Annotated in this window: 16 protein-coding genes, 2 tRNA genes, 1 rRNA gene and 1 pseudogene; 17 read left to right on the top strand and 3 right to left on the bottom strand. The window is 44.1% G+C overall.

What is annotated here, in order from left to right:
• Nucleotides 1–1092 (top strand): ABC transporter permease, encoded by a 1092-nt coding sequence (locus HMPREF9944_RS09855; RefSeq protein ID WP_008566089.1) that lies wholly within the window; start codon nucleotides 1–3, stop codon nucleotides 1090–1092.
• Between the two features lie 50 nt (nucleotides 1093–1142).
• Here the strand turns inward: HMPREF9944_RS09855 and HMPREF9944_RS09860 are convergent, their stop codons facing one another.
• Both HMPREF9944_RS09860 and HMPREF9944_RS09865 read right to left on the bottom strand, forming a co-directional pair.
• Nucleotides 1143–1571, bottom strand: a complete 429-nt coding sequence (locus HMPREF9944_RS09860; protein ID WP_008566090.1) for a putative toxin-antitoxin system toxin component, PIN family — start codon at nucleotides 1569–1571, stop codon at nucleotides 1143–1145.
• The gene (locus tag HMPREF9944_RS09865; protein WP_008566091.1) at nucleotides 1571–1798 is read right to left on the bottom strand and encodes a hypothetical protein; all 228 of its coding nucleotides are present in this window, start codon (nucleotides 1796–1798) and stop codon (nucleotides 1571–1573) included. The genes HMPREF9944_RS09860 and HMPREF9944_RS09865 overlap by 1 nt, the downstream gene beginning before the upstream one ends.
• A 752-nt stretch (nucleotides 1799–2550) precedes the next feature.
• On the opposite strand from HMPREF9944_RS09865, the gene HMPREF9944_RS09870 reads away from it, so the two are divergent.
• From HMPREF9944_RS09870 to HMPREF9944_RS13365, 11 genes and pseudogenes are all read left to right on the top strand, one after another.
• Complete coding sequence (locus HMPREF9944_RS09870; protein WP_008566092.1) at nucleotides 2551–3714, top strand: serpin family protein; 1164 nt, start codon at nucleotides 2551–2553, stop codon at nucleotides 3712–3714.
• A gap of 11 nt (nucleotides 3715–3725) precedes the next feature.
• Nucleotides 3726–4877 carry an energy transducer TonB gene (locus HMPREF9944_RS09875; RefSeq protein ID WP_008566093.1) on the top strand — a complete coding sequence of 384 codons (1152 nt, stop codon included), beginning with the start codon at nucleotides 3726–3728 and terminating at the stop codon, nucleotides 4875–4877.
• 72 nt (nucleotides 4878–4949) lie between these two features.
• Nucleotides 4950–5615, top strand: coding sequence for a B3/B4 domain-containing protein (locus HMPREF9944_RS09880; RefSeq protein ID WP_008566094.1), 666 nt, complete (start codon nucleotides 4950–4952; stop codon nucleotides 5613–5615).
• 103 nt (nucleotides 5616–5718) lie between these two features.
• On the top strand, nucleotides 5719–6204 hold the full coding sequence (locus tag HMPREF9944_RS09885; protein WP_008566096.1) for an outer membrane beta-barrel protein: 486 nt from the start codon (nucleotides 5719–5721) through the stop codon (nucleotides 6202–6204).
• 4 nt (nucleotides 6205–6208) lie between these two features.
• Nucleotides 6209–6820 (top strand): recombination mediator RecR, encoded by a 612-nt coding sequence (gene recR, locus HMPREF9944_RS09890; RefSeq protein WP_008566097.1) that lies wholly within the window; start codon nucleotides 6209–6211, stop codon nucleotides 6818–6820.
• 17 nt (nucleotides 6821–6837) lie between these two features.
• Nucleotides 6838–7281, top strand: a complete 444-nt coding sequence (locus HMPREF9944_RS09895; RefSeq protein ID WP_008566098.1) for a hypothetical protein — start codon at nucleotides 6838–6840, stop codon at nucleotides 7279–7281.
• Between the two features lie 23 nt (nucleotides 7282–7304).
• A complete protein-coding gene (locus tag HMPREF9944_RS09900; RefSeq protein WP_008566099.1) occupies nucleotides 7305–8483 on the top strand; it encodes a glycosyltransferase family 2 protein in 1179 nt (392 codons plus the stop codon).
• Nucleotides 8473–8991, top strand: coding sequence for a GNAT family N-acetyltransferase (locus HMPREF9944_RS09905; RefSeq protein WP_008566100.1), 519 nt, complete (start codon nucleotides 8473–8475; stop codon nucleotides 8989–8991). Before HMPREF9944_RS09900 ends, HMPREF9944_RS09905 begins: the two co-directional genes overlap by 11 nt.
• A 63-nt stretch (nucleotides 8992–9054) precedes the next feature.
• Nucleotides 9055–9128, top strand: a tRNA-Asp gene (locus tag HMPREF9944_RS09910).
• Between the two features lie 27 nt (nucleotides 9129–9155).
• Nucleotides 9156–9229 (top strand) — tRNA-Asp (locus tag HMPREF9944_RS09915).
• Between the two features lie 171 nt (nucleotides 9230–9400).
• A pseudogene (locus HMPREF9944_RS13365) lies at nucleotides 9401–9694 on the top strand (Arm DNA-binding domain-containing protein); the annotation flags it as partial.
• Nucleotides 9695–9717: 23 nt separating this feature from the next.
• On the opposite strand, the gene HMPREF9944_RS09920 reads toward HMPREF9944_RS13365, so the two are convergent.
• Nucleotides 9718–10002: a hypothetical protein gene (locus HMPREF9944_RS09920; RefSeq protein WP_008566101.1), complete on the bottom strand. Its 285-nt coding sequence runs from the start codon at nucleotides 10000–10002 to the stop codon at nucleotides 9718–9720.
• Between the two features lie 1257 nt (nucleotides 10003–11259).
• On the opposite strand from HMPREF9944_RS09920, the gene HMPREF9944_RS09930 reads away from it, so the two are divergent.
• The 5 genes from HMPREF9944_RS09930 to HMPREF9944_RS09950 all read left to right on the top strand — a co-directional run bounded on the left by HMPREF9944_RS09930 (nucleotide 11260) and on the right by HMPREF9944_RS09950 (nucleotide 21218).
• The gene (locus HMPREF9944_RS09930; RefSeq protein ID WP_008566104.1) at nucleotides 11260–12891 is read left to right on the top strand and encodes a DUF6377 domain-containing protein; all 1632 of its coding nucleotides are present in this window, start codon (nucleotides 11260–11262) and stop codon (nucleotides 12889–12891) included.
• Nucleotides 12892–13238: 347 nt separating this feature from the next.
• Nucleotides 13239–16139: a SusC/RagA family TonB-linked outer membrane protein gene (locus HMPREF9944_RS09935; RefSeq protein WP_155814674.1), complete on the top strand. Its 2901-nt coding sequence runs from the start codon at nucleotides 13239–13241 to the stop codon at nucleotides 16137–16139.
• 20 nt (nucleotides 16140–16159) lie between these two features.
• Nucleotides 16160–17848: a RagB/SusD family nutrient uptake outer membrane protein gene (locus HMPREF9944_RS09940; RefSeq protein WP_008566107.1), complete on the top strand. Its 1689-nt coding sequence runs from the start codon at nucleotides 16160–16162 to the stop codon at nucleotides 17846–17848.
• Nucleotides 17835–19100 carry a histidine phosphatase family protein gene (locus HMPREF9944_RS09945; protein WP_044113628.1) on the top strand — a complete coding sequence of 422 codons (1266 nt, stop codon included), beginning with the start codon at nucleotides 17835–17837 and terminating at the stop codon, nucleotides 19098–19100. The genes HMPREF9944_RS09940 and HMPREF9944_RS09945 overlap by 14 nt, the downstream gene beginning before the upstream one ends.
• A gap of 586 nt (nucleotides 19101–19686) precedes the next feature.
• Nucleotides 19687–21218, top strand: a 16S ribosomal RNA gene (locus HMPREF9944_RS09950).
• Nucleotides 21219–21429 lie beyond the last annotated feature (211 nt).

The following is a 21429-nucleotide window of genomic DNA, read 5'->3' on the forward strand; positions in this document are numbered from 1 at the left end:
ATGCGCTTACGTTATCTTATATATAAGGAGTTGTTGCAGATGAAGCGCAATCCTTTTCTCAAGGTGTTGGTGCTGATTTACCCCGTTTTCATCATGTGTGTGATGCCTTGGGTGATGAATATGGAGGTGAAGAATATCGCGATTGTGGTTGTCGATAACGACCGTTCTACACTTTCACAGCAATTGGTTCATCGCATTGAAGCAAGTCATTACTTCGTTTTCAAGGGTGAGAAAGCATCGTATAGTGACGCTTTGAACGACATCGAACAGTCTGAAGCAGATGTCATTGTCGAGCTTCCTGATCATTTTGAACGCGACAGAATGCAAGGCAAACAGCCTCAAATTCTCGTGGCCGTGAATGCAGTCAACGGGACGAAAGGGGCTATGGGGGCCGCTTATATGAACCGTATCGTGACCGAGCATGTATCGGCTGACGCCCTGTTTTCTACGTTGACCGACCGCGTTTCCACCTTGTATCTCTACAACAAGCACCTTGACAGTAAACTGTTCATGGTGCCTGCGCTTATGGGAATCTTGTTGATGATGGTTTGTGGTGCCCTACCTGCACTGAATATCGTGGCCGAAAAGGAGACCGGAACCATTGAGGCCATCAACGTAACACCTGTGGGTAAGTTCTCGTTTATCATGGCTAAACTCATTCCTTATTGGTTTCTTGGATTGATAGTGATGACGATTTGCTTCGTGCTTGCATGGCTTGTGTATGGCATTACATGTGTGGGAAGCCTTGGATGGGTCTATCTTTTGGCACTGCTTTTGGCCTTTTGCTTCAGTGGTTTCGGCTTAGTTATCTCCAATTACAACCAAACCATGCAGCAAGCCATGTTCGTCTTGTGGTTTTTCTTGGTGGTGTTGATGCTCATGAGTGGCCTGTTCACGCCCGTACGCTCTATGCCCCGGTGGGCCTATCTGACCACTTTCGTCAACCCCGTTTCCTATTTCATCGAAGGCATTCGCACGGTCTTCGTACGTGGGGGCGATTTCCAAAGCATTCTTCCCCAACTACTTGGTCTTTCAGTCTTTGCCCTGTTCTTCGACACTTGGGCTATTTTGAGTTATAGGAAGAATGAGTAGGACGCTCAACCCGCCCCTCCCAAAGGGAGTGAGTGACTACTTGTATGGGCTTATTTGGACGCTGTGGGAAGCTTATTGAGTTGTTCGACAAAGGCATCAATACCTATTATGTCTACTTGTGGAAAGTCTATTTCTTTCAAAACCTCAAAATGTTTGTCTTCTGTTACGATGAAATGGGCGTTCGCAGCAATGGCACAGTCCACGAACTTATTGTCGTCAGGGTCGGTTGTAATGAGGCCGAACTTGAAATAAGGCGTAAAGAAATGTGTATTGCTACTTCCGATAATAACTTTCATTACATAATCAGCAATGTCCTTACCCCAAAACCTGCCGACGATTTCGGCATACTCCTCCATAATCTCATTGGATACACATAACTTATATGTTCCTTTCAGGAAAGATAGCCACACCTTATGATAAGCACTCTTCTCTGGAAGACAGAGTACAAGGCAATTAGTGTCAAGAACAATATGTTCCATCAATTGCTGGTATGAGTCCTAAGATGCATGTGTTTGATTTCTTCCAACTTCTCGGGAGTTATTACTCCGTCATTCCAAAGGTCATTAAGTTTCTTGTTTAATTTCTTTTGGTAGTATTCCACCAGCACTTTTTTCAGTTCATTCAGGCTTTTTTCTGATCCATTTTGGGCAAACAGCTTCAGCAGATACAACTGTGTGGGGTTTAATCCGATTTGTTTCTCCATCATCGTTTTTATTTGTTTCCAAGGCAAAGATAGTGCATTTTTGCCGACAAAGCAAATATTTAGCAATAGTTTTTGTCAGCTTATTCTTCCCCATTAAATTTTTATTGACTCACGGTTCGGGCTCTCCGATTTTCTTTTACAAATGCCTTTGCGTGCTTGCGTTATTCAAAATTCAAAATCTTTTGGGCGGAAATACGTGTGTTTTGAGCGTAGTTTGTAAATCGTTGTTTGCCAAATAGTTATGAAAAATAGATAAAAATGGGCGCCTTTTTGCGGCATTCTGTGTTGAAAGATGATAGGTTTTTGAGTGGAAAGTGGGTGGCTTATGGTCATCAAATGGCTTATTTTGATGCGCGATAAGGCTCATTTTGCATGCAAATATGGGGCATGTTGCGTCGGAAAGCGATGGGAAACGACCCTCAATAGCATAAAACCATTGCAGGAGAGTCCGTTTTAGGGCTTCCTTATTTCTATTTCATCACCTCTCGAAGTATTAAAAATAGGGAATAAAAATTGACAAAAGAGAGGTCCTGTTTCAGGCTCTAAAAACCGAAAGAGCATTAAGTTTGCACTTTTATACGCCATAGGAAGTCTGCAAGTTTAGGCTTCCCCTTTCTTTTTAAAATCAGAGATGAGTTTCAAATTTAGGGCATCATTTGAGTCAATCTGCACAAAAAAGCTTTATCTTTGCAAAGGAGAACATGATTAAGATAACTACAGTTTTTACATTTTTCAAATAAAAATCTTATCGACGCATGATGAAAACAAAGTGGTATATAGGGGCTTTGGCCGTGCTTTTTGTGGCATGTAAGGCACCGACATTGCAAGAAGAGGCAGCCGGGAAGTATGGTTTGTTCAAGGCAAACGGCACGGAACGCGCCGAAATTGACAGTATGGTGAATGGTGTGGCCTTTCAATTGCTCCACGAAATGCACCGTGATCAAGAGAACTTCTTGGTTTCTCCGCTCGGTCTTTGCTATGCTTTGAATATGCTGAATGCAGGTGCCGAGGGCATGACACAACAGCAAATCAGTCGTGTTTTGGGCCGAGAAGGACTGGCAGACAGCCTATGTCGTAAGATGTTGTTGGCCGATGCAGCTACGGTGAAAAGCCAGTCTGAAAGCCCTGATGACGAGGTTTCCACGCTGACAAGCGCCAACAAGCTCGTGGTCGGGGCCGATGTTGCGTTGCTGTCTGCCTTTGAAGAGCGCATGATACAAAGTTATTTTGCAACGATTGAAGCGGGAAAAGAGGCTCAAAAGCTCATTCTTAGCAACACATTGACATTTGATGGGGCTTGGAAAGAGGAGTTCGAACCAACGGAAACACAGCCTCATACGTTCACGACCGAACAGGGAAAGACTGCCAAAGTGCCGCTGATGAAGGGCCAATTCGACCTCAATTATATGGAAACAGAAGATTATCAGTTAGTCAAGATTCCGTATAAAGGCGACTTCAATCTCTATGTATTGCTGCCTAAGATGGGGAAGAAGTTGGGGCAGATTGTGCCGAATTTGAATGCTACGGCATGGCGACAGGCTGTGAAGCAGATGGAGTTGGCCGACGTGAGCCTATGGTTTCCGAAGTTCAGTGCAGCCAAAGAAAATGACATGAAAGGCGTTCTGAGGCAGTTAGGCGTGCAAGATGCTTTCGATATGAAGCTTGCCAACCTCTCCAATATGGTGGCAGAACGGGCCTATGTTGATGAGGTCAAACAGGAAGTTCGGATTGATTTCAATGAGCAGCACACCCATGCTGAGGCCCAAACTACGGTGGAAGTCGCTGTGCTTAGTGCCACTGAACAGCCTAAGAAGAAGGAATTGAAGAAACGTTTTGTGCTTTGCAACCATCCGTTTCTCTATGTAGTGACCAATCGTTTTGGTGCCATTTGTTTCATGGGTGCGTATCAACGGCCTTAAATTTTAAGTTTATGAGGCGACGTTTGCTTTTGGTTTTATGGCTTACGGCATTAACCTTGCGGGGCTTTGCGACAGCACAAGAGGCGGATGTTGTTTATGTTGACGGCATCGCCTATGCGTTGTTAGCACGGCCGATAGTGCAGAATGAAACGTTGTTTCAATCGTTACAGGGCCTTGTTGACAAGGAAAAAGGGGCCAGAACCTCTAATTGGGACGGTTTTAAAGGTTATTGGACGATAGCAAACGGGCAATTGTTGTTAGACAGTGTGGGCTATGTTTCGAAGAAAGATGATGGCTATGCGATGCTTGACAAGCGTAGTTTCAATTGCATTTTCAAGGCCTATCTCAAGCATGGGCACGTGGTTGCCAAGTGGGTTTCGGGCACCTTGCGCTACGGAAGAGGCGACTTTGTGCGCTATGTGCACGATGGTTTCGACCGCAATTACGTGCAAGAAACGATGGCAGATGTGCTGAATGGGAATGTTACAAAGCAGAGAACGTTTCGCAATGAGAAGCTTGCGGGACTGTCACCCATGCAGCTTTTCCACCCCGATTCCATCGAAAATCATATTCCTTTGGCCGATATTCCCGAGTTGGAAGGCCATTCGATAGTGCTGCAAGCACGGTTGTTCCCTTCGGGTTGGGGCCAAATGGCCGACTCATGCAGAGTAGAAATCATGCGCATGTGGCCCGATTCACTATCCCTATCTGCCCAAAAACGATTGAAAGAAATCGTTGTTTCGTCGTTGGTTTCGGTCTATCCTTGGGAGCAATATCACATAGATGGCGAGTGCAGAATGGCTGTCCCTTCCTTCTTTTTCAAGCTGAATGGCTGGCGAGAAACACGTGGACAGATTTACGAAGTCTGCGATACAATGCCCGAATTTCCAGGAGGTCAGCAGGCAATGTTCAAGTTCTTAATCGATCATTTGCGGTGGCCGGCCGTAGCTCAGGAGTCATGTGGGCAATGGAAAGTGGTCATTCAGTTTGTCGTTGAGGCCGATGGCACGCTCTCATGTCCCCAATTGGTTCGTAGAACCGATGTGCCTTTTGAAATCGAAGCCTTGAAAGTGTGGCGACAGTTTCCGCGTTTCAAGCCTGCTATCAAGGACGGACAGCCCGTTCGTTGCAGGTTTGCTGTGCCCATAAAGTTTAGGACATAATAAGGCACTTGGCTTGTTTTGTGAAATGAAAGCCTATGTTTCTTGATTTTTTTGCCTACATTTGTAGTCGTTATGGAAATCATAGTAAGCAAAGAAATAGCGAAGGTTTGCCCCGAATTTGTTGGGGCTTGTGTGGAAGCAAAGGTTGTCAACTCGGCCTATAACGGTGGTTTGTGGGACGAAATCCACGCTTTTGGCGAGCGAATTCGGACGGAACTCACCACCGAAACGTTGAAGAATATCAGCGGAATTGCGGCAACCCGTCGTGTATATCGGGCTTCAGGGAAAGACCCTTCACGCTATCGTCCGGCCTCAGAAGCCTTGATTCGAAGGCTGTTACAGGGCAAAGCGCTCTATCAAATCGACACTTTGGTGGACTTGATCAACTTTGCTTCGATGGCCTACGGCTATAGTATCGGTGGCTTTGATGCCGATAAAATCGTGGGCGAAAGGCTGACCTTGGGCATCGGAAAAGCCGGTGAACCCTACGAAGGAATAGGGCGTGGACTGCTCAATATTGAAGGATTGCCCGTCTATCGCGATGAAATCGGTGGCATAGGAACGCCTACCAGTGACCATGAACGCACGAAGATAACGGATAAAACGACGCATCTTTTGGTGCTCATCAATGGCTATGACGGCGATGAAAAGCGGGTAAAGGCCAACGCGGGATATATTCTTGATTTGTTGAAAAAGTATGCCGGCAGCGATGGAGGAACTTTCTTTGTGTATAAATAAAGCCATTCAAAATTTTGTCGGCTGTGATAAAATCACTAAATTTGCAGCATTACTTCTGTTGGAAGAATTCATATAATTAGCGTTTTATAAGAGAAAAAGAACGATGAAAAAGAAAATTATCTTGTTTGTGGCAGCCTTGTTGATGGCCATCACCGCCCATGCGCAGTTTGAAGAAGGCAAGTTTTATGCTGGAGCTTCACTGACCGGCTTGAACATGAGCTATAGTGGAGCCGACAATTTGAACCTCGGTGTGCAGGGAAAGTTGGGCTACTTCTTCACCGATGACCTGATGTTGCTGGGGTTGATAGACTTTCAAATGAACTCGAATGCCTTGACACCAAATCGTTTTATGACTGGTGTCGGCGCACGATATTATATTGAACAGAATGGTATTTTCCTTGGTGCAAATACTAAGTTCGTGCACATTAAGAACTATAACGACTTCATGCCGGGAGTTGAAGTGGGCTATGCTTTCTTCGTCAGCGGCACGGTTACCATCGAACCGGCTATTTATTACGACCAAAGTTTCAAGGACCACAGCCAATATTCCACGATAGGTTTGAAGGTAGGAATAGGCGTTTATCTCTGAATCTATGACGGACAAGTACCCCTCGGCATTGTTGGAGAAGGCCGTAAGCGAGTTTTCCAAGTTGCCGGGTATAGGGCGTAAGTCGGCTTTGCGGTTGGTGTTGTATATGCTCCGACGTGAAGATGAAGAGGTGGATGCGTTCGGTCGGGCCATCACGACACTGAAACATGAGGTGAAATACTGCCGAGTGTGTCACAATATCAGTGATACGGAGGTGTGTCCCATCTGTTCTGACGTTCGAAGAGACGACACGACGATTTGTGTGGTGGAGAACATTCAGGACGTGATGGCTGTGGAAAAAACCCAACAATACAATGGATTGTACCATGTTTTGGGTGGAATTATCTCGCCGATGGACGGCATTGGCCCCAATGACATCGCGGTAGAGTCGCTTGTGGAGCGCGTGAAAAGCGGGAAAATCAAGGAAGTTATCCTTGCATTGAGCTCTACGATGGAGGGCGATACGACCAATTTCTATATCTCACGCAAGCTCGCTGGTTTTGATGTTGCAGTCAGTGTGATAGCCCGGGGCATCTCCGTAGGCGACGAATTGGAGTATACCGACGAGGTGACACTCGGTCGTTCAATCATTAACCGAACTCCTTTTAAGCAATGAAACGCATTTTTTAAGCAATGAAACGCATACAGAAGATTCTTCTCGTTGGCTATCTTGTGCCGTTGATGATGGCGTTATCGTGGGTTGTCATCAATGAGAACGATGTGTTTGAAATCTTAGGAACAGGACATGCCGATGCCAATCAGGAATTCATCTTTGCTTCGTTGATGGAGATTCTGACCATCTGTGTCATTCCGGTTGCCCTGCGTTTGTTCAAGTTCCGGTGCATTCGGAATGCCGTCAAGAACGATAACGACACTCATCTTCGCATGTTTCTCATTTGTTCGCTCGTGCGTTTGGAGATGATTTTGCTGCCGATGCTGGCCAATGTCGTTTTTTATTATTTGTTTATGAATGTGGCTTTTGGCTACATGGGTATCATTCTCTTTCTGTCTGCATGCTTTATTCTTCCCACGAAAGCGCGTTGTGAAGATGAGTACGCTGCGATTGCGAACGGTTGAAACGCTTTCTCTTGGAACGGACTATGCAACTCTCGGTCATTATTGTCAACTACAACGTGAAATTTTATCTGGAGCAGTGTCTGTGCTCCTTATGTCGTGCTGTTGAAGGCATTGAGGCCGAGGTCATTGTTGTAGACAATCATTCGAAAGATGGTAGTGTAGCTTATTTAAAGCCCCTGTTTCCCAGTGTCAGGTTTGTTCAAAGCAGTCATAATCTGGGTTTTGCCCGTGCCAACAACATGGCCGTCAGGCAGAGCAGGGGCGACTATGTGTTGCTGTTGAACCCTGATACCATTGTTGGCGAGCAAGTGTTAAGGGAGGCTTTGGCTTTCATGGGAAACCATTCCAAGGCTGGGGCCGTAGGTGTTAGCATGCTTAAGGCTGACGGAAAGCGAGCAATGGAAAGCAGACGCGGTATTCCGACACCCATGACGGCCTTTTATAAGATGGTGGGACTATGCAAGCGTTTTCCGGAAAGCAGCCGTTTCGCACATTATTACATGGGTGGTCTGCCGTGGGACAGTCCGCAGCAGATAGAAGTAGTCAGCGGTGCTTTCTGTTTGCTGCGCCGTGAGGCCTTGTTTCAGGCGGGGTTATTGGACGAGGATTATTTCATGTATGGGGAAGACATTGAGTTGAGTTATCAACTGCTTCAAAAGGGATGGCAGAATTGGTATTTACCGCTTGATATCCTGCATTATAAGGGCGAGAGTACCGAGAAGTCGTCGTTTCGTTATGTGCATGTGTTCTATAAGGCCATGCTCGTTTTCATGTGTAAGCACTACACCGCTGCCTCTTTGATTAGCATTCCCGTGAAGGCGGCCATCTTTTTTAAAGCTTTTACGGCCTTGGTCGGGCAGATGATAAGTGGTGTTTTGCATGCTTTTGGATTGTCTTCACATAAGAAAAACGAGGCCAGCTATGTTTTTATCGGTAGGAAGAAAATGTTGGATGAGTGTCGTCAGCTGTCGGAAAGCAATGATTTGAGAGCCCGGTTCGTGGTAGGAAGTCCTTCGGATATGCCAGATTTCTTGCCCGATGCAGGTGGCGGAGTCGCCTATATTGTCTATGACACGGAGACTTTCGACTATGCTTTCATTCTAAAAGACATGGTTTTGCGTTTCGACGGCCGCTGTTCGTTGGGCACTTATCGCCATGGAACGCTGATTACGGCAAAAGAAGTGATATGTTATGAAGGGTAGAATACGACTAAGGGCCATGGAGCCAGAGGACCTCGATGTGCTTTATCAGATTGAGAACGACCCGGGAACGTGGTGTGTGGGCGTTGTCAATGTGCCATATTCCCGCTATCTTCTGCATGATTATATCGCCAATGCTACGGGTGATATTTATGCGGATAAACAGGTGAGACTGATGATAGAGAATGTCGAAGGAGCTTGCGTCGGAATGGTGGATTTGGTGAATTTCGACCCACGGCACAGTAGGGCGGAAGTGGGTGTAGTTATTCAAGAGCGTTACCGTCGCCGGGGGTATGCCACCGAAGCCTTGCGGCTTGCGTTGGATTATGCCCGCGAAGTGGTCCATCTGCATCAAGTCTATGGCGTTGTTTCCGTGGAGAACGAAGTCTCCTTAAAACTTTTCAGATCCTTGGGGTTCGAAGATGGTGCCGTATTGAAAGATTGGCTACATGCCAATGATACGTATCGGGAAGCCTATTTGCTGCAATATTTTTTCCAAAAAAGGGCATAAAAAGTTTTGCGGAATAAAATATTATCATTACTTTTGCACTCGCAATTTAGCGCAAGGCCATTTGGTGCGTTAGTTCAGTTGGTTAGAATGCCTGCCTGTCACGCAGGAGGTCACGAGTTCGAATCTCGTACGCACCGCCTTTATTTTGCCGCAATCAGCACCTTGGTGCGTTAGTTCAGTTGGTTAGAATGCCTGCCTGTCACGCAGGAGGTCACGAGTTCGAATCTCGTACGCACCGCTTTAAGTACTCTGAAATAATAGTAGAGATTTCTAAAGAAAACAATAAATATCATAACTTCAAGGAGTTATGACATTTTTGTTTTGTACCATTTCCTTCTTTTGGAGTAGTGTAGATACACAAAATCCATACTATGGTTACAATTAAAAACAAATATTTATAAAGTAAACTTTTAAGTCAACCTTCTATCTTAGAAGTAATTATGTGAACAAAGAAGGGAAGAATCCTGTGATGTTGAGAATCTATCTCAATAATGAGCGTCTCTCGATCGGATCAACGGGAATCTCTGTTTTGAAGTCTCTTTAGGATATTGACAAAGAACGTCTCAAAGGTCGAACAACTGAAGTCCTGAGGACGAATTTGCAACTCGATAATATCAGTAATGAGTTGCTTAATATCTTCCGTCGTTTGGAGTTTTCAGATGATTTGTGTTTGGAACGAATCAAAGAAGAGTTTTTAGGAAAGAGTGGAATCAAATAACAACCGACTTACAGTGCACCATTCCACCAAGGAGTGAGTGGCGCATACCACCACGGACAGTCTTTCCCTTCTTCGATATCTAAAAGTTCTATTTCGGTCTTTGCACCTACTTTCAGTATGTAAGAAACAAAGCTGATGAAAAGCAGTGCACCTGTCATCATGAAATTTTCAAACGTCAAGTCCATACGGGTAAGCAAGACGGCCGCAATAAAGCAGAACCAAGAAATGAACCGTAAGGTCTTGACAGCTTTCTTCAGAGTCCTGCGACTTAATTTAGGTGCCTTTTTCTTCATAAACCAGCTATTTGTATATGTTGCAAATATAGTCATTATTTCGTAAAATCATAATTAAGAAGCTGACATTTATGTACATCAATGTGAAATTTAACATAAGGCTGAACACTGATGTAAAGGACGGTTTGTTGTAACGACAATCGGAGCCATCAGATTGAAAAGACTATACGGTAACTTGAGTCGCAACATGCACTCATACTTGAATTCATCACTGCCAGTGTAGGCTATATCGCCTTGTAAAGTGGCTGAGATTGATGCGTGGAATGGTTGAGATTGTACGGCAAAGTGTCTGAGATTGTAAGCCGGCACCTATCGGAAAATCTCTCCCAATACCTCCAAAGGAGGGGAGAAACCCATCTCGGCTCTTCAATATCAACCCTGTCCCTCCCCCAAAACCTATCCCGACCCTCCCAAAGGGAGGGAGACCGACCTTGTGGGCATGGCGGACGTAATACAGCGTCTGCTCTCGCCGTGAATACAGTGAGAGGTATCGAGCAAGCAAGCCGCTTTTGTGCCCGTATTTTAGGGCTCGTTTGTAGCAATATCTGGGGAGGAATATTAGGTTTGTAAGTGGTTTGTGCTCCCCTCCTTCGGAGGGGTTGGGGGGAGGTATCTGAGGGGTTGGAAGAGGTATTCCTTTTCTTCGAGAACAACGTCGTCGTCGACGTCGACTTTTTCTACTCTTTTCGTCGTCTTTTTTTGTTCTTGTTCTTGTTCATAGTTCTTAGGAACGTTAACAAGTTGATTATCAATGGTCTCATTTGTTAATTTATTTAAACTTCTATTTGAGTTTTCTTTTTTCGTGGAATTTTTAATATATTTTTGCTGAATGTAAAGATACAAAATTCTGCACTCGATTTGCAAGTTTTTAACTATGTTTTTTTCTCTCAAATAACATTGCTCGTTCTACATGAAATACAAGCATGAGTAAACTTTTCTTACTTTTGCGCTAATGTGCAAGCTTTGAATGATTTTCAGTCCGCTCTGCCCCATCTTTTACAATCTGTTTCATCTCTGTCTTGATACAGTTGTTGTTCTCCTATATTTCTTCCTACATAAGGTCGTTGTTGTTGGTATCGGTGAAGTCAGTACTTATTCGGAATAAGCTTATGCATTGTGCTTTTTAGAATATAAAAATCATTAATTGGGGACATATAGCGCCATGATGATTTGATGTTTGGCGGAAATGTTGTTATATTTGTAGGTAGATGAAAGTAATACCAAAAGTATCTTACGTCCAATAACTTTGATGTACTGATGAAAAGAATTCTAATTGCTATGATATTTTGCTTGTTCTCGTTGCCAATGCAATGTGAAGAGCATAATTTACAATCATTGTTGTATAAACTTGATGAGGCCATAGCATTATCAAGTGACATAGACCGTAAACAGAGGAAATCAATAGAAAAGTCGCTTAGGATGTTTGATGAAGCAGTGAACGACAAGAATCGGTATGAGATTTGCGTGGACCTTTTCAGCCAATACAAGAAGTATAATCTTGATTCGATGTTTATCTATGCAAAAGAAGGTTGGTTGTTAGCAAAGAAGATGGGTGATTATGAGAAGATACAGAGTTCCATGCTGGATATTGCCGATGCATATAAGAAGCTTGCAAGATATGATGAGGCGCTGAATGTTCTGCGGAATATGGATAGAAGCTATATCCGTACACATGGCAAACAATATTACAATATGCTTCATGGAATCTATTTTTCTTTGCTGAAAGAGGGGAGGAGTAGCGAAGAACAAAGGTTTTATCGCCTTATGCAACGTCGGTATAGGGATTCAATGGCTGTCTATGAGATTCCAAACACGATGATGTCTGTATGCAATCAGAGTATGATCCTGCGCTTAGATGGGCGGTATAATCAAGCGATAAACTTATTTCGCAGTTATGAAAAGAAATATCCTGATAGTGTTTGGAATGATGCTTCAGCGTGTGCAGTGGCTTCAGAGTTATATGCTGCTGCGGGATATAAAAATAATAGTATGTGTTTTCTTGCCAAGGCTGCAATTTTGGATAAATTGGTGGGGAACAAGAGTTATACTGCTCTCCAGGACCTTTCCCGAATGCTTTATGAGAGAGGGGATATAGACCGTGCTTACCGGTATATGACGGTTTGCATGAATGATATTATGCAAAGTAAGGCTAAGAGTAGGTTAACCAATGTGGCAGGCCTTCTTCCAATTATTACAGCTGCTCATGATAAGGTGGTGGAAGAGAAACGTACGACATTCATCATTTATATTGTAACGCTTGGCTTTTTGCTTTTGGTGTTAGTAATCATGGTTATCCTTGTTTTAAGACGAAACCGAAGCTTGTCTATTTTGCGAAATGAACTTGAAGTAAAGAATATTAAATTGCAAGAGAATGATGTCTTTATTGAGGCTAAGAACAAAGAACTTGCTTCGTTAAACGAACAACTTCAAGAAGATAATAACCTCAAAGAAGAATATATTGCTCAGCTTTTTAATATTTGTTCTATATATATTAATGAGTTGGAGGCTTATCGTCTTAGTTTGCTTACAAAAATGAAAACGCGTAAAACTCATGAACTGCTGGTAACTCTTGAATCACCTGTAGCATTGAAGTATAAGAAGGAACTTTATCGTCTTTTCGATACAATCTTCCTAAAGTTGTTTCCCGATTTTATTACTGATTTCAATAGACTCATCACTGATGGAACGACGTTCCTGCCCAAGGAAGGTGAAATCCTTTCGCCTGAGTTGAGGATTTATGCATTGGTTCGTTTGGGGATTACCGATAGTATTCGGATAGCTTCATTTCTTGGTTACTCGAAGCAAACGGTATATAACTATCGACAGAAAGTGCGTTCACATATTGGTGCTTCTCGTGAAAAATTGATTGAAAAGGTAAGACTTTTATGAAAAGTAAGACTTACTTTAAAGTTACTATTTTGTTTATAGCCTGAATATATAAGTTATTGATATTTAGTAAAGGAACATTCTTTATATACTTACTTTTTATCAAATACCACTTGACAACGATTCATATTTGATGTATTTTTGTTTCGGCTAATTTATTTGAAAAAAGCTGAAACCTAAATACAATTGAATATACTATTAATATTTTATATCTTAAATTTATGACGATGAAAAAATCGGATTCTATTTGGCAAAATGTGCATGTCTTCCATTTGCTATGTATGGCAGGATTGCTTATTATTCCTGTAGGTACTTTTGCCTCAAGCCATACACATGGCGGTATAACCTCAATGGCTGCAGCTGTGCAAGATGGAAAGAAGATTAGTGGAAATGTCACCGACGCCAGCGGTGAACCTCTCATTGGTGCTACGGTAATGGTTAAAGGCAATACTATTGCTACCGTTACAGACATGGATGGTAATTTCCAATTGGAAGTTCCTAATGGCGCAACGCTCGTAATCTCTTATGTAGGTTATAACCAACAGGAGTTCAAGGTAGGTAATCAGCGTAGTTATAACTTTAAACTAAATGAAGACAGTAATACGCTGAACGAACTCGTAGTGATTGGTTATGGTCAGGTGAAAAAGAAGGACCTTACGGGTTCTGTAACGGCAATCAATCGCGATGATCTTAATAAAGGTGTGCAGAACACTGCTCAGGAAGCTCTTGTGGGGAAGATTGCTGGTGTGAATGTTATCACAAATTCGGGTGCTCCCGGAGCAGGTTCTACTATCAGAATACGTAGTGGTGCTTCGCTTTCTGCAAGCAACGACCCATTGATTGTTATTGATGGCGTTCCTGTTGATAATTCAACGATAGAGGGTGGAGGCAATGTTTTGGGTGGTATCAACCCTAATGATATAGAGACATTCACTGTATTGAAAGATGCTTCAGCTACGGCTATCTATGGTTCACGAGCTTCGAATGGTGTAATTGTGATTACCACCAAGAAGGGAAGTGAAGGCGGTATAAAGGTGAATTATAATGGAAATGTTTCAGTGGGCGTTATTGCCAAGCGTCTTACTCCACTGACAGCTGACGAGTTTCGTCGCTTTGTGCCAACAGTAACTGGTGTCCCTTCCGGTGTTTCGTTTGGTACTGCAAATACTGATTGGCAAGATGAAATCTTCCGTACGGCTATTGGTACAGAGCACAATGTTTCGCTTTCAGGCAATGTGATGAAAAAGGCTCCGTATCGTGTTTCTGTAGGTTATACAAACCAGAGTGGTATCATCAGAACCAATCACTATAGCCGTTATACGTTTGATGGTGGTATTAATCCTACATTCTTTGATAATCATCTCACCGTTGGTTTGAAGTTGAAGGCTTCGTATGAAGATAATGCAATGGTAAGTGGCGATGTTGTAAATAATGCGTTACGGTATGACCCAACGCGTCCGGTTATGACTGGAGCAAGAGGCAGCAACACTCCTGGATTGGGATATTTTATTTGGATGAATGGCGGTTCCCCAATGGCTATTCAGACTGATAATCCTGTGGCACAACTTGAACTTCAGAAGTTCAACAATAAGCTATCCCGTGCGATTGGTAATGCCACCGTAAACTATAAAATGCATGGTTTTGAAGACTTGCAGTTGAATGCAAACCTTGGTTTTGATATTCTCAAAAGCATTTATACAAAGGATGTCTCAGATAAGGCAGGACCGATGTACACTTCAAACATGAAGGATGGGACAGGATTGGATTATGATGGTACGCAGAATAAGCGCAACACGCTTTTAGACATCTATGCCAACTATCGGCATGTGTTTGATAAGAAGCATGATTTCAGTGCCATGGCGGGTTATGGATGGCAGCATTTTTGGAAGAAATACGATGATACCACACTTTCACCTACAGGTAAGGAACTGTTCTCTCCATCGCATTATGAGTCTGAATATTACTTGCTTTCTTTATATGGCCGTGTCAACTACACCTATGATGAAAAGTATATGCTGACAGCCACCTTGCGTTCTGATGCATCATCACGTTTCGCTAAGGACAATCGTTGGGGTTACTTTCCTTCTGTTGCATTGGCATGGCGTGTAAGCAGCGAGGATTTCCTCAAGGACAACCGTGTCTTGAGCAATTTGAAACTGCGTCTGAGTTATGGTGAAACCGGTCAACAGGATATCCTCAACGACTATCCTTACATGACTACTTTTACAATTTCTTATCCTGAGGCAAGCTATCGTTTTGGAGATAAATGGTATCGTACTTATCGTCCGAATGCTTACGATACGGATATCAAGTGGGAAACAACAGCAACTTGGAATGTAGGTTTTGACTATGGTTTCTTGGATAACCGAATCTATGGAACTGTTGATTTGTATAAGCGCCATACAACAGACCTCTTGAATACCATCAACGTTATTTCAGGAACTAATTTCTCTTCTATTCTCACTACGAATATCGGCGAGATGAACAATAAAGGTATAGAGTTTTCTATCAATACACAACCTATCCGTACGAAAGATCTTACTTGGGATTTAGGGCTGAACTACACATGGAATACTTCTAAGATTACGAAACTGAATACCATTGACTCTGAGTCTAACTTCGTTCAAACGGGTGCAATCTCAGGTACAGGAAAATATGTTCAAGTGTTCATGGTAAACAAGCGTCCATATACCTTCTATCTTGCCAAGCAGGCATACGATAATAACGGTAAGCCTTTAGAGGGGAAATATGTGCAGCCTGATGGTTCAATATCCTCTACAGAAACTCGCTATGCTACTGACAAGAGTGCACTTCCCAAGGCATATTTAGGCTTTAATACTCATGTGAACTATAAGAACTGGTATTTGGGTTTGAATGCTCATGGTGCTTTCGGAGCTTATGTTTATAACTATATTCGTGCTGACCAATATTTGCAGCAGGTGTATAGTGATCAAGGAAGCTTCTCTAACATTCTTCCTTCTACTCGGGATTTGGGCTTTGATGTACAGCAGCTCTATTCAGATTACTTCCTTGAAAAAGGTGATTTCTTCCGTTTAGACAACATTACATTGGGATATACCTTTAAGAAATTATGGAACGATAAGTCTGATCTCCGTTTGGCTTTTGCCATACAGAATGTCTGTACGCTTACAGGCTATAAGGGTATCGATCCCGAGTTGGCAAATGGTATCGACCGTGATGTCTACCCGCGTCCACGCACATTCTCTTTATCAGTGAATCTGAATTTCTAATTACCCAAGAATATATAACTATGAATAAGAATAAAATTATCGCAGTCATATCAATCCTATTTTGTTTAGGATTTACATCATGTTTCAATGATCTTAACACCATGCCACTTGATGATAACCAGATTGTTAGCGAAGAAGTCTACAGCACAACAGACGGATATGCCGGTATGCTTGCAAAGTGTTACGGCTCAATGATTCTAACTGGTCAGAAAGGTGGTGATGGGGGAGATGGCGATTTGCAAGGTGCAAACGAAGGCTATTCAGGGTATGTGCGTCTGTTGTTCTATCTCCAGGAACTGAACACCGACAATTTTCTCATGCCTTCTTCTTCCAATGGTCTTCGCAAAATGCTCAATCTGTCATGGGATGCTTCCAATGCTCCTGTAGTCACCTGGACCTATCAGCGCCTCTACATGAGTATTGCCTATTGCAATGAAGTGTTGCGTGAATGCACGGAGGACAAGCTGAAAAAGCGTGGGCTCTGGGATAAAATGTCAGGTGAATATGCAAGTTACCGCGCTGAGGCTCGTTTCATTCGGGCTTACTGCTATGCAACCTTGTGCGACCTTTTTGGTAATGTTCCTTATATCGACGAGAACACGGGTGTAAAGGAAATCCCTGTGCAGTGGCAGAGAAAACAAATCTTTGAATTTGCTGAAAGTGAACTAAAAGCCATTGATGCTGATTTGAAGGCACCACACAGGAATGAATATGGCAGAATAGACCAGGTAGCAGCATGGTTCCTGCTATCGAGAATGTATCTCAATGCACAGACATGGATAGGCGAAAACCGTTATACTGATGCTCTTGCTTATGCCAAGAAAGTCATCAATGAAGGTGGTTATCCACTGGCTCCAGACTATCGTCACATCTTCCTTGCTGATAATGACCAGTGTTCTGAAATCATTTGGCCTCTTTGTCAGGACGGACAGAAAGCGCAGAGCTCTGCAGGAACCAACTTCTATGTTAAGGCTTTTGTAAATGGTCCGATGAACGAACTCTATAAGACTGGTGTCGGTTCACGTGGCTGGGGCAATGTGCGTGCCAAGGCAACCCTTGTAGATGCGTTTGATTCTGATGATGTTTTGTTTGACAAGACCGATGTGTGGGGCAATCAGAAGAAGGACAAGCGTGCACAGTTCATGACCGCACTCCCTAATCAAAAGAAGGAAACCTATGATAACAAGGGCGCAATGACAAGCACATTCACCTGTGGTTATGGCTATATCAAATGGCGCAATGTTACCAAGGAGAATCAGCTTCCGACACAAGGTGAAGCTTATACCTCTATCAACTTCCCTATGTTCCGTACCGGTGAGGCTTACCTTATTGCTGCAGAAGCAATCCTGCGCGGTGCACAAGGTGGGTCAATGGCAGATGCTCTCAACTATGTAAACGAAATTCGTGAGCGTGCTTATATGAGTGGCAGATATGCCAAGTCAGGTGTTCGTTCTGATGTGAGTGGTGACATTACGGCCTCACAGCTTACGCTTGATTTCATTCTTGCAGAGCGTCAGCGCGAATTGGCGTCAGAACTTGTGCGTCGTACGGATCTCATTCGATTCGGAAAGTTTACAAAAGGAAAGAACTGGGATTGGAAGGCTGCCCAACAGCAAGGTGCAGATGTTGATGATAAATACATCTTATTCCCAATACCAGAAACCGAACTCACCAATAACCCAACTTTGAAACAGAATGAAAACTATTAAAATATACCTGCTTATCATGCTTCTCCTGCCCCTTGGTAGGGCTTGGGCTCAGACTTCTTTCGAGGAGATTGATGCCAACCCTGCCAAGGCAGGAGGAGTCTACCTGGCTTATCCTGTAGAAGAACATTTGCAGACACCTGCTCCGAAAGGCTATCAGCCATTCTATATCAGCCACTATGGCCGACATGGTTCTCGTTTTCTCTTGGGCGATAGAGACTACAAATGGATTATAGACCTGCTCAAGGATGCACAGGCGCAGCAGGCACTGACCGACTTGGGGCGTGACTTGCTTGCCAAACTCGAAGAACTGTGGCCTGTGGTAGAGGGCAGAGGTGGTGACCTCACGTCAGTAGGTGAGCGTCAGCATCGTGGAATTGCACATCGCATGTATGCCCATTACCCTGAAGTTTTTCGAAAGGCAAAGAAGGTTTCTGCAAGATCTACCATGTCCTTGCGGTGTGCAATGAGCATGGCAGCCTTCTGCGATGAGCTCAAAGGATTGTCACCAGGACTTGACATGCACCTTGAAGCCAGTGAAAAATATGTGAGATATTTGAACTGGCAGTCGAAAGCTTCCAATGCATTTGCCGATGGCAAGCATGGCCCCTGGGTGGAAGAATATCGCAAGTTCTCACTCGCCCAAACGCGCCCCGAACGCATGTGTCAGTCACTTTTTAGCGATAGCAACTACGTGTTGAAGAAAGTAAATCCAAGCGAACTCATGTGGGGACTCTATTGGATAGTTGTTGACATGCAGGACATTGATACCGCTATTCAGTTGCCTCAAGTGCTGACCAATCGTGAGTTGTTCGACCTGTGGCAGGTCATCAACTATAAGTTTTATGTTGATGGTGCCAACCATGCAGAAGGAAAAGGTGCTTGTCCGGGTAAAGCTGCGCCGTTGGTAAAGAATATCATAGAAAGTGCCGATGAGGCAATTGCCAATAAAAATATTGCAGCCACCTTGAGATTCGGTCATGATGGCAATATCATTCCATTGCTGGCATTCATCAAACTTGAGCACTTTGATGTCAGTGTTAGTAATCCTTATGAAGTCTATAAGGTGTGGAGTGATTTCAAGGCTGTACCCATGGCAGGCAACGTTCAGTTTGTTTTCTATAAGAATAAAAAGAATGATATCTTGGTGAAGGTCCTCCATAACGAAAAAGAGGCACATCTTGCATTACGCACAGATGTTTTCCCTTATTATCATTGGAAAGATCTTCGTAATTATCTTCAATCACTATTATAATCATTCTCAGTTACTTATTGTCAAACGATTTAGTTGTTTAAACTTTATCCTAAATTGGTTATTAGAATATTTGAATACGAGCATTTATAATGACCAATTAGGAATGTTTCCTTTGCGTGGGTATTATATCTGTCAAAGTCATCTTCTTGCCTCGAAAGAGTTGTTATGTGTGTGGAGGTCTAATATATATAAGTATAATTTTGAAAATATGTGAATTGTAATATAAAAAGAAAAATACTATTATTATTTAAACTTTTCTTTAAAAAGATTTGGTTGTAATTAATAATAGTATTACTTTTGCATTCGCTTTCCGAGCCTGATGTTGTTCGGTAGCGAGATGAAATAGCGTTCTTTGATAGGATTAAGATAAACAGAGAAGTAGTACAAGAAGCGAGGTGCGTGCCTTTTTTGGGTGCGTACCTTGGGTAGAAGAAACGAGCCGTTCAATTATTTTGGAAAGGTTTTGCTTTAGACTTCGATACTAATGAAGGAATTCGTTCTGGACAGATTAACTTGAGGTAGATTGGTAGAGTAGGAGTATTCGTGCTTTTTATTCTTTGGCTATTTACCTTATGATTTCTATTTTACAATGGAGAGTTTGATCCTGGCTCAGGATGAACGCTAGCTACAGGCTTAACACATGCAAGTCGAGGGGAAACGATGAGAGAGCTTGCTCTCTTAGGTGTCGACCGGCGCACGGGTGAGTAACGCGTATCCAACCTGCCTCTGACCAAGGGATAACCCGTCGAAAGTCGGACTAATACCTTATGCAGTCGTCGGAAGTCATCTGATGACGACGAAAGATTTCATCGGTGAGGGATGGGGATGCGTCTGATTAGCTTGTTGGCGGGGTAACGGCCCACCAAGGCAACGATCAGTAGGGGTTCTGAGAGGAAGGTCCCCCACATTGGAACTGAGACACGGTCCAAACTCCTACGGGAGGCAGCAGTGAGGAATATTGGTCAATGGGCGCGAGCCTGAACCAGCCAAGTAGCGTGCAGGATGACGGCCCTATGGGTTGTAAACTGCTTTTATGCGGGGATAAAGTGAGGGACGTGTCCTTCATTGCAGGTACCGCATGAATAAGGACCGGCTAATTCCGTGCCAGCAGCCGCGGTAATACGGAAGGTCCGGGCGTTATCCGGATTTATTGGGTTTAAAGGGAGCGTAGGCCGTGGATTAAGCGTGTTGTGAAATGTAGACGCTCAACGTCTGACTTGCAGCGCGAACTGGTCCACTTGAGTGTGCACAACGCAGGCGGAATTCGTCGTGTAGCGGTGAAATGCTTAGATATGACGAAGAACCCCGATTGCGAAGGCAGCTTGCGGGAGCACGACTGACGCTGAAGCTCGAAAGTGCGGGTATCGAACAGGATTAGATACCCTGGTAGTCCGCACGGTAAACGATGGATGCCCGTTGTCAGGCTGTATCAGTCTGGTGACCAAGCGAAAGCATTAAGCATCCCACCTGGGGAGTACGCCGGCAACGGTGAAACTCAAAGGAATTGACGGGGGCCCGCACAAGCGGAGGAACATGTGGTTTAATTCGATGATACGCGAGGAACCTTACCCGGGCTTGAATTGCAGACGAACGATTCAGAGATGAAGAGGCCCTTCGGGGCGTCTGTGAAGGTGCTGCATGGTTGTCGTCAGCTCGTGCCGTGAGGTGTCGGCTTAAGTGCCATAACGAGCGCAACCCCTATTCTCGGTTGCCATCGGGTAATGCCGGGCACTCCGTGGAGACTGCCACCGTAAGGTGTGAGGAAGGTGGGGACGACGTCAAATCAGCACGGCCCTTACGTCCGGGGCTACACACGTGTTACAATGGCCGGTACAGCGAGTCGGCCGCATGCAAATGCGGTCCAATCCTGAAAGCCGGTCCCAGTTCGGACCGGGGTCTGCAACCCGACCCCGCGAAGCCGGATTCGCTAGTAATCGCGCATCAGCCATGGCGCGGTGAATACGTTCCCGGGCCTTGTACACACCGCCCGTCAAGCCATGAAAGCCGGGGGTGCCTGAAGTCCGTTACCGCGAGGGTCGGCCTAAGGCAAAACCGGTGATTGGGGCTAAGTCGTAACAAGGTAGCCGTACCGGAAGGTGCGGCTGGAACACCTCCTTTCTGGAGACGATATTCCATTCTGCCGTATGTTCGGCATTTGTAAAGGTCAGAGCATTCCTTAAGCGTTCGTCCTTCCACCGTCTTCTTGTACTCACGGACCTGTTTTGTATTATAGAGAAAAAGGAAGCCGGGCTCCCCAAGCCCAGGTCTTGGACAGCAACCAACCGGGATTCGTGAGCATGATGATTATTGATTGTTAATTATTAATTAT

The organism is Segatella maculosa OT 289 (assembly GCF_000243015.1).
Classification (GTDB): Bacteria; Bacteroidota; Bacteroidia; order Bacteroidales; family Bacteroidaceae; genus Prevotella; species Prevotella maculosa.

Coding starts and splice junctions, on each gene's coding strand:
- HMPREF9944_RS09855 (WP_008566089.1), top strand. CDS start 1: ATGCGCTTACGTTATCTTATATATAAGGAGTTGTTGCAGATGAAGCGC.
- HMPREF9944_RS09860 (WP_008566090.1), bottom strand. CDS start 1,571: ATGGAACATATTGTTCTTGACACTAATTGCCTTGTACTCTGTCTTCCA.
- HMPREF9944_RS09865 (WP_008566091.1), bottom strand. CDS start 1,798: ATGATGGAGAAACAAATCGGATTAAACCCCACACAGTTGTATCTGCTG.
- HMPREF9944_RS09870 (WP_008566092.1), top strand. CDS start 2,551: ATGATGAAAACAAAGTGGTATATAGGGGCTTTGGCCGTGCTTTTTGTG.
- HMPREF9944_RS09875 (WP_008566093.1), top strand. CDS start 3,726: ATGAGGCGACGTTTGCTTTTGGTTTTATGGCTTACGGCATTAACCTTG.
- HMPREF9944_RS09880 (WP_008566094.1), top strand. CDS start 4,950: ATGGAAATCATAGTAAGCAAAGAAATAGCGAAGGTTTGCCCCGAATTT.
- HMPREF9944_RS09885 (WP_008566096.1), top strand. CDS start 5,719: ATGAAAAAGAAAATTATCTTGTTTGTGGCAGCCTTGTTGATGGCCATC.
- recR (WP_008566097.1), top strand. CDS start 6,209: ATGACGGACAAGTACCCCTCGGCATTGTTGGAGAAGGCCGTAAGCGAG.
- HMPREF9944_RS09895 (WP_008566098.1), top strand. CDS start 6,838: ATGAAACGCATACAGAAGATTCTTCTCGTTGGCTATCTTGTGCCGTTG.
- HMPREF9944_RS09900 (WP_008566099.1), top strand. CDS start 7,305: ATGCAACTCTCGGTCATTATTGTCAACTACAACGTGAAATTTTATCTG.
- HMPREF9944_RS09905 (WP_008566100.1), top strand. CDS start 8,473: ATGAAGGGTAGAATACGACTAAGGGCCATGGAGCCAGAGGACCTCGAT.
- HMPREF9944_RS09920 (WP_008566101.1), bottom strand. CDS start 10,002: ATGAAGAAAAAGGCACCTAAATTAAGTCGCAGGACTCTGAAGAAAGCT.
- HMPREF9944_RS09930 (WP_008566104.1), top strand. CDS start 11,260: ATGAAAAGAATTCTAATTGCTATGATATTTTGCTTGTTCTCGTTGCCA.
- HMPREF9944_RS09935 (WP_155814674.1), top strand. CDS start 13,239: ATGGCTGCAGCTGTGCAAGATGGAAAGAAGATTAGTGGAAATGTCACC.
- HMPREF9944_RS09940 (WP_008566107.1), top strand. CDS start 16,160: ATGAATAAGAATAAAATTATCGCAGTCATATCAATCCTATTTTGTTTA.
- HMPREF9944_RS09945 (WP_044113628.1), top strand. CDS start 17,835: ATGAAAACTATTAAAATATACCTGCTTATCATGCTTCTCCTGCCCCTT.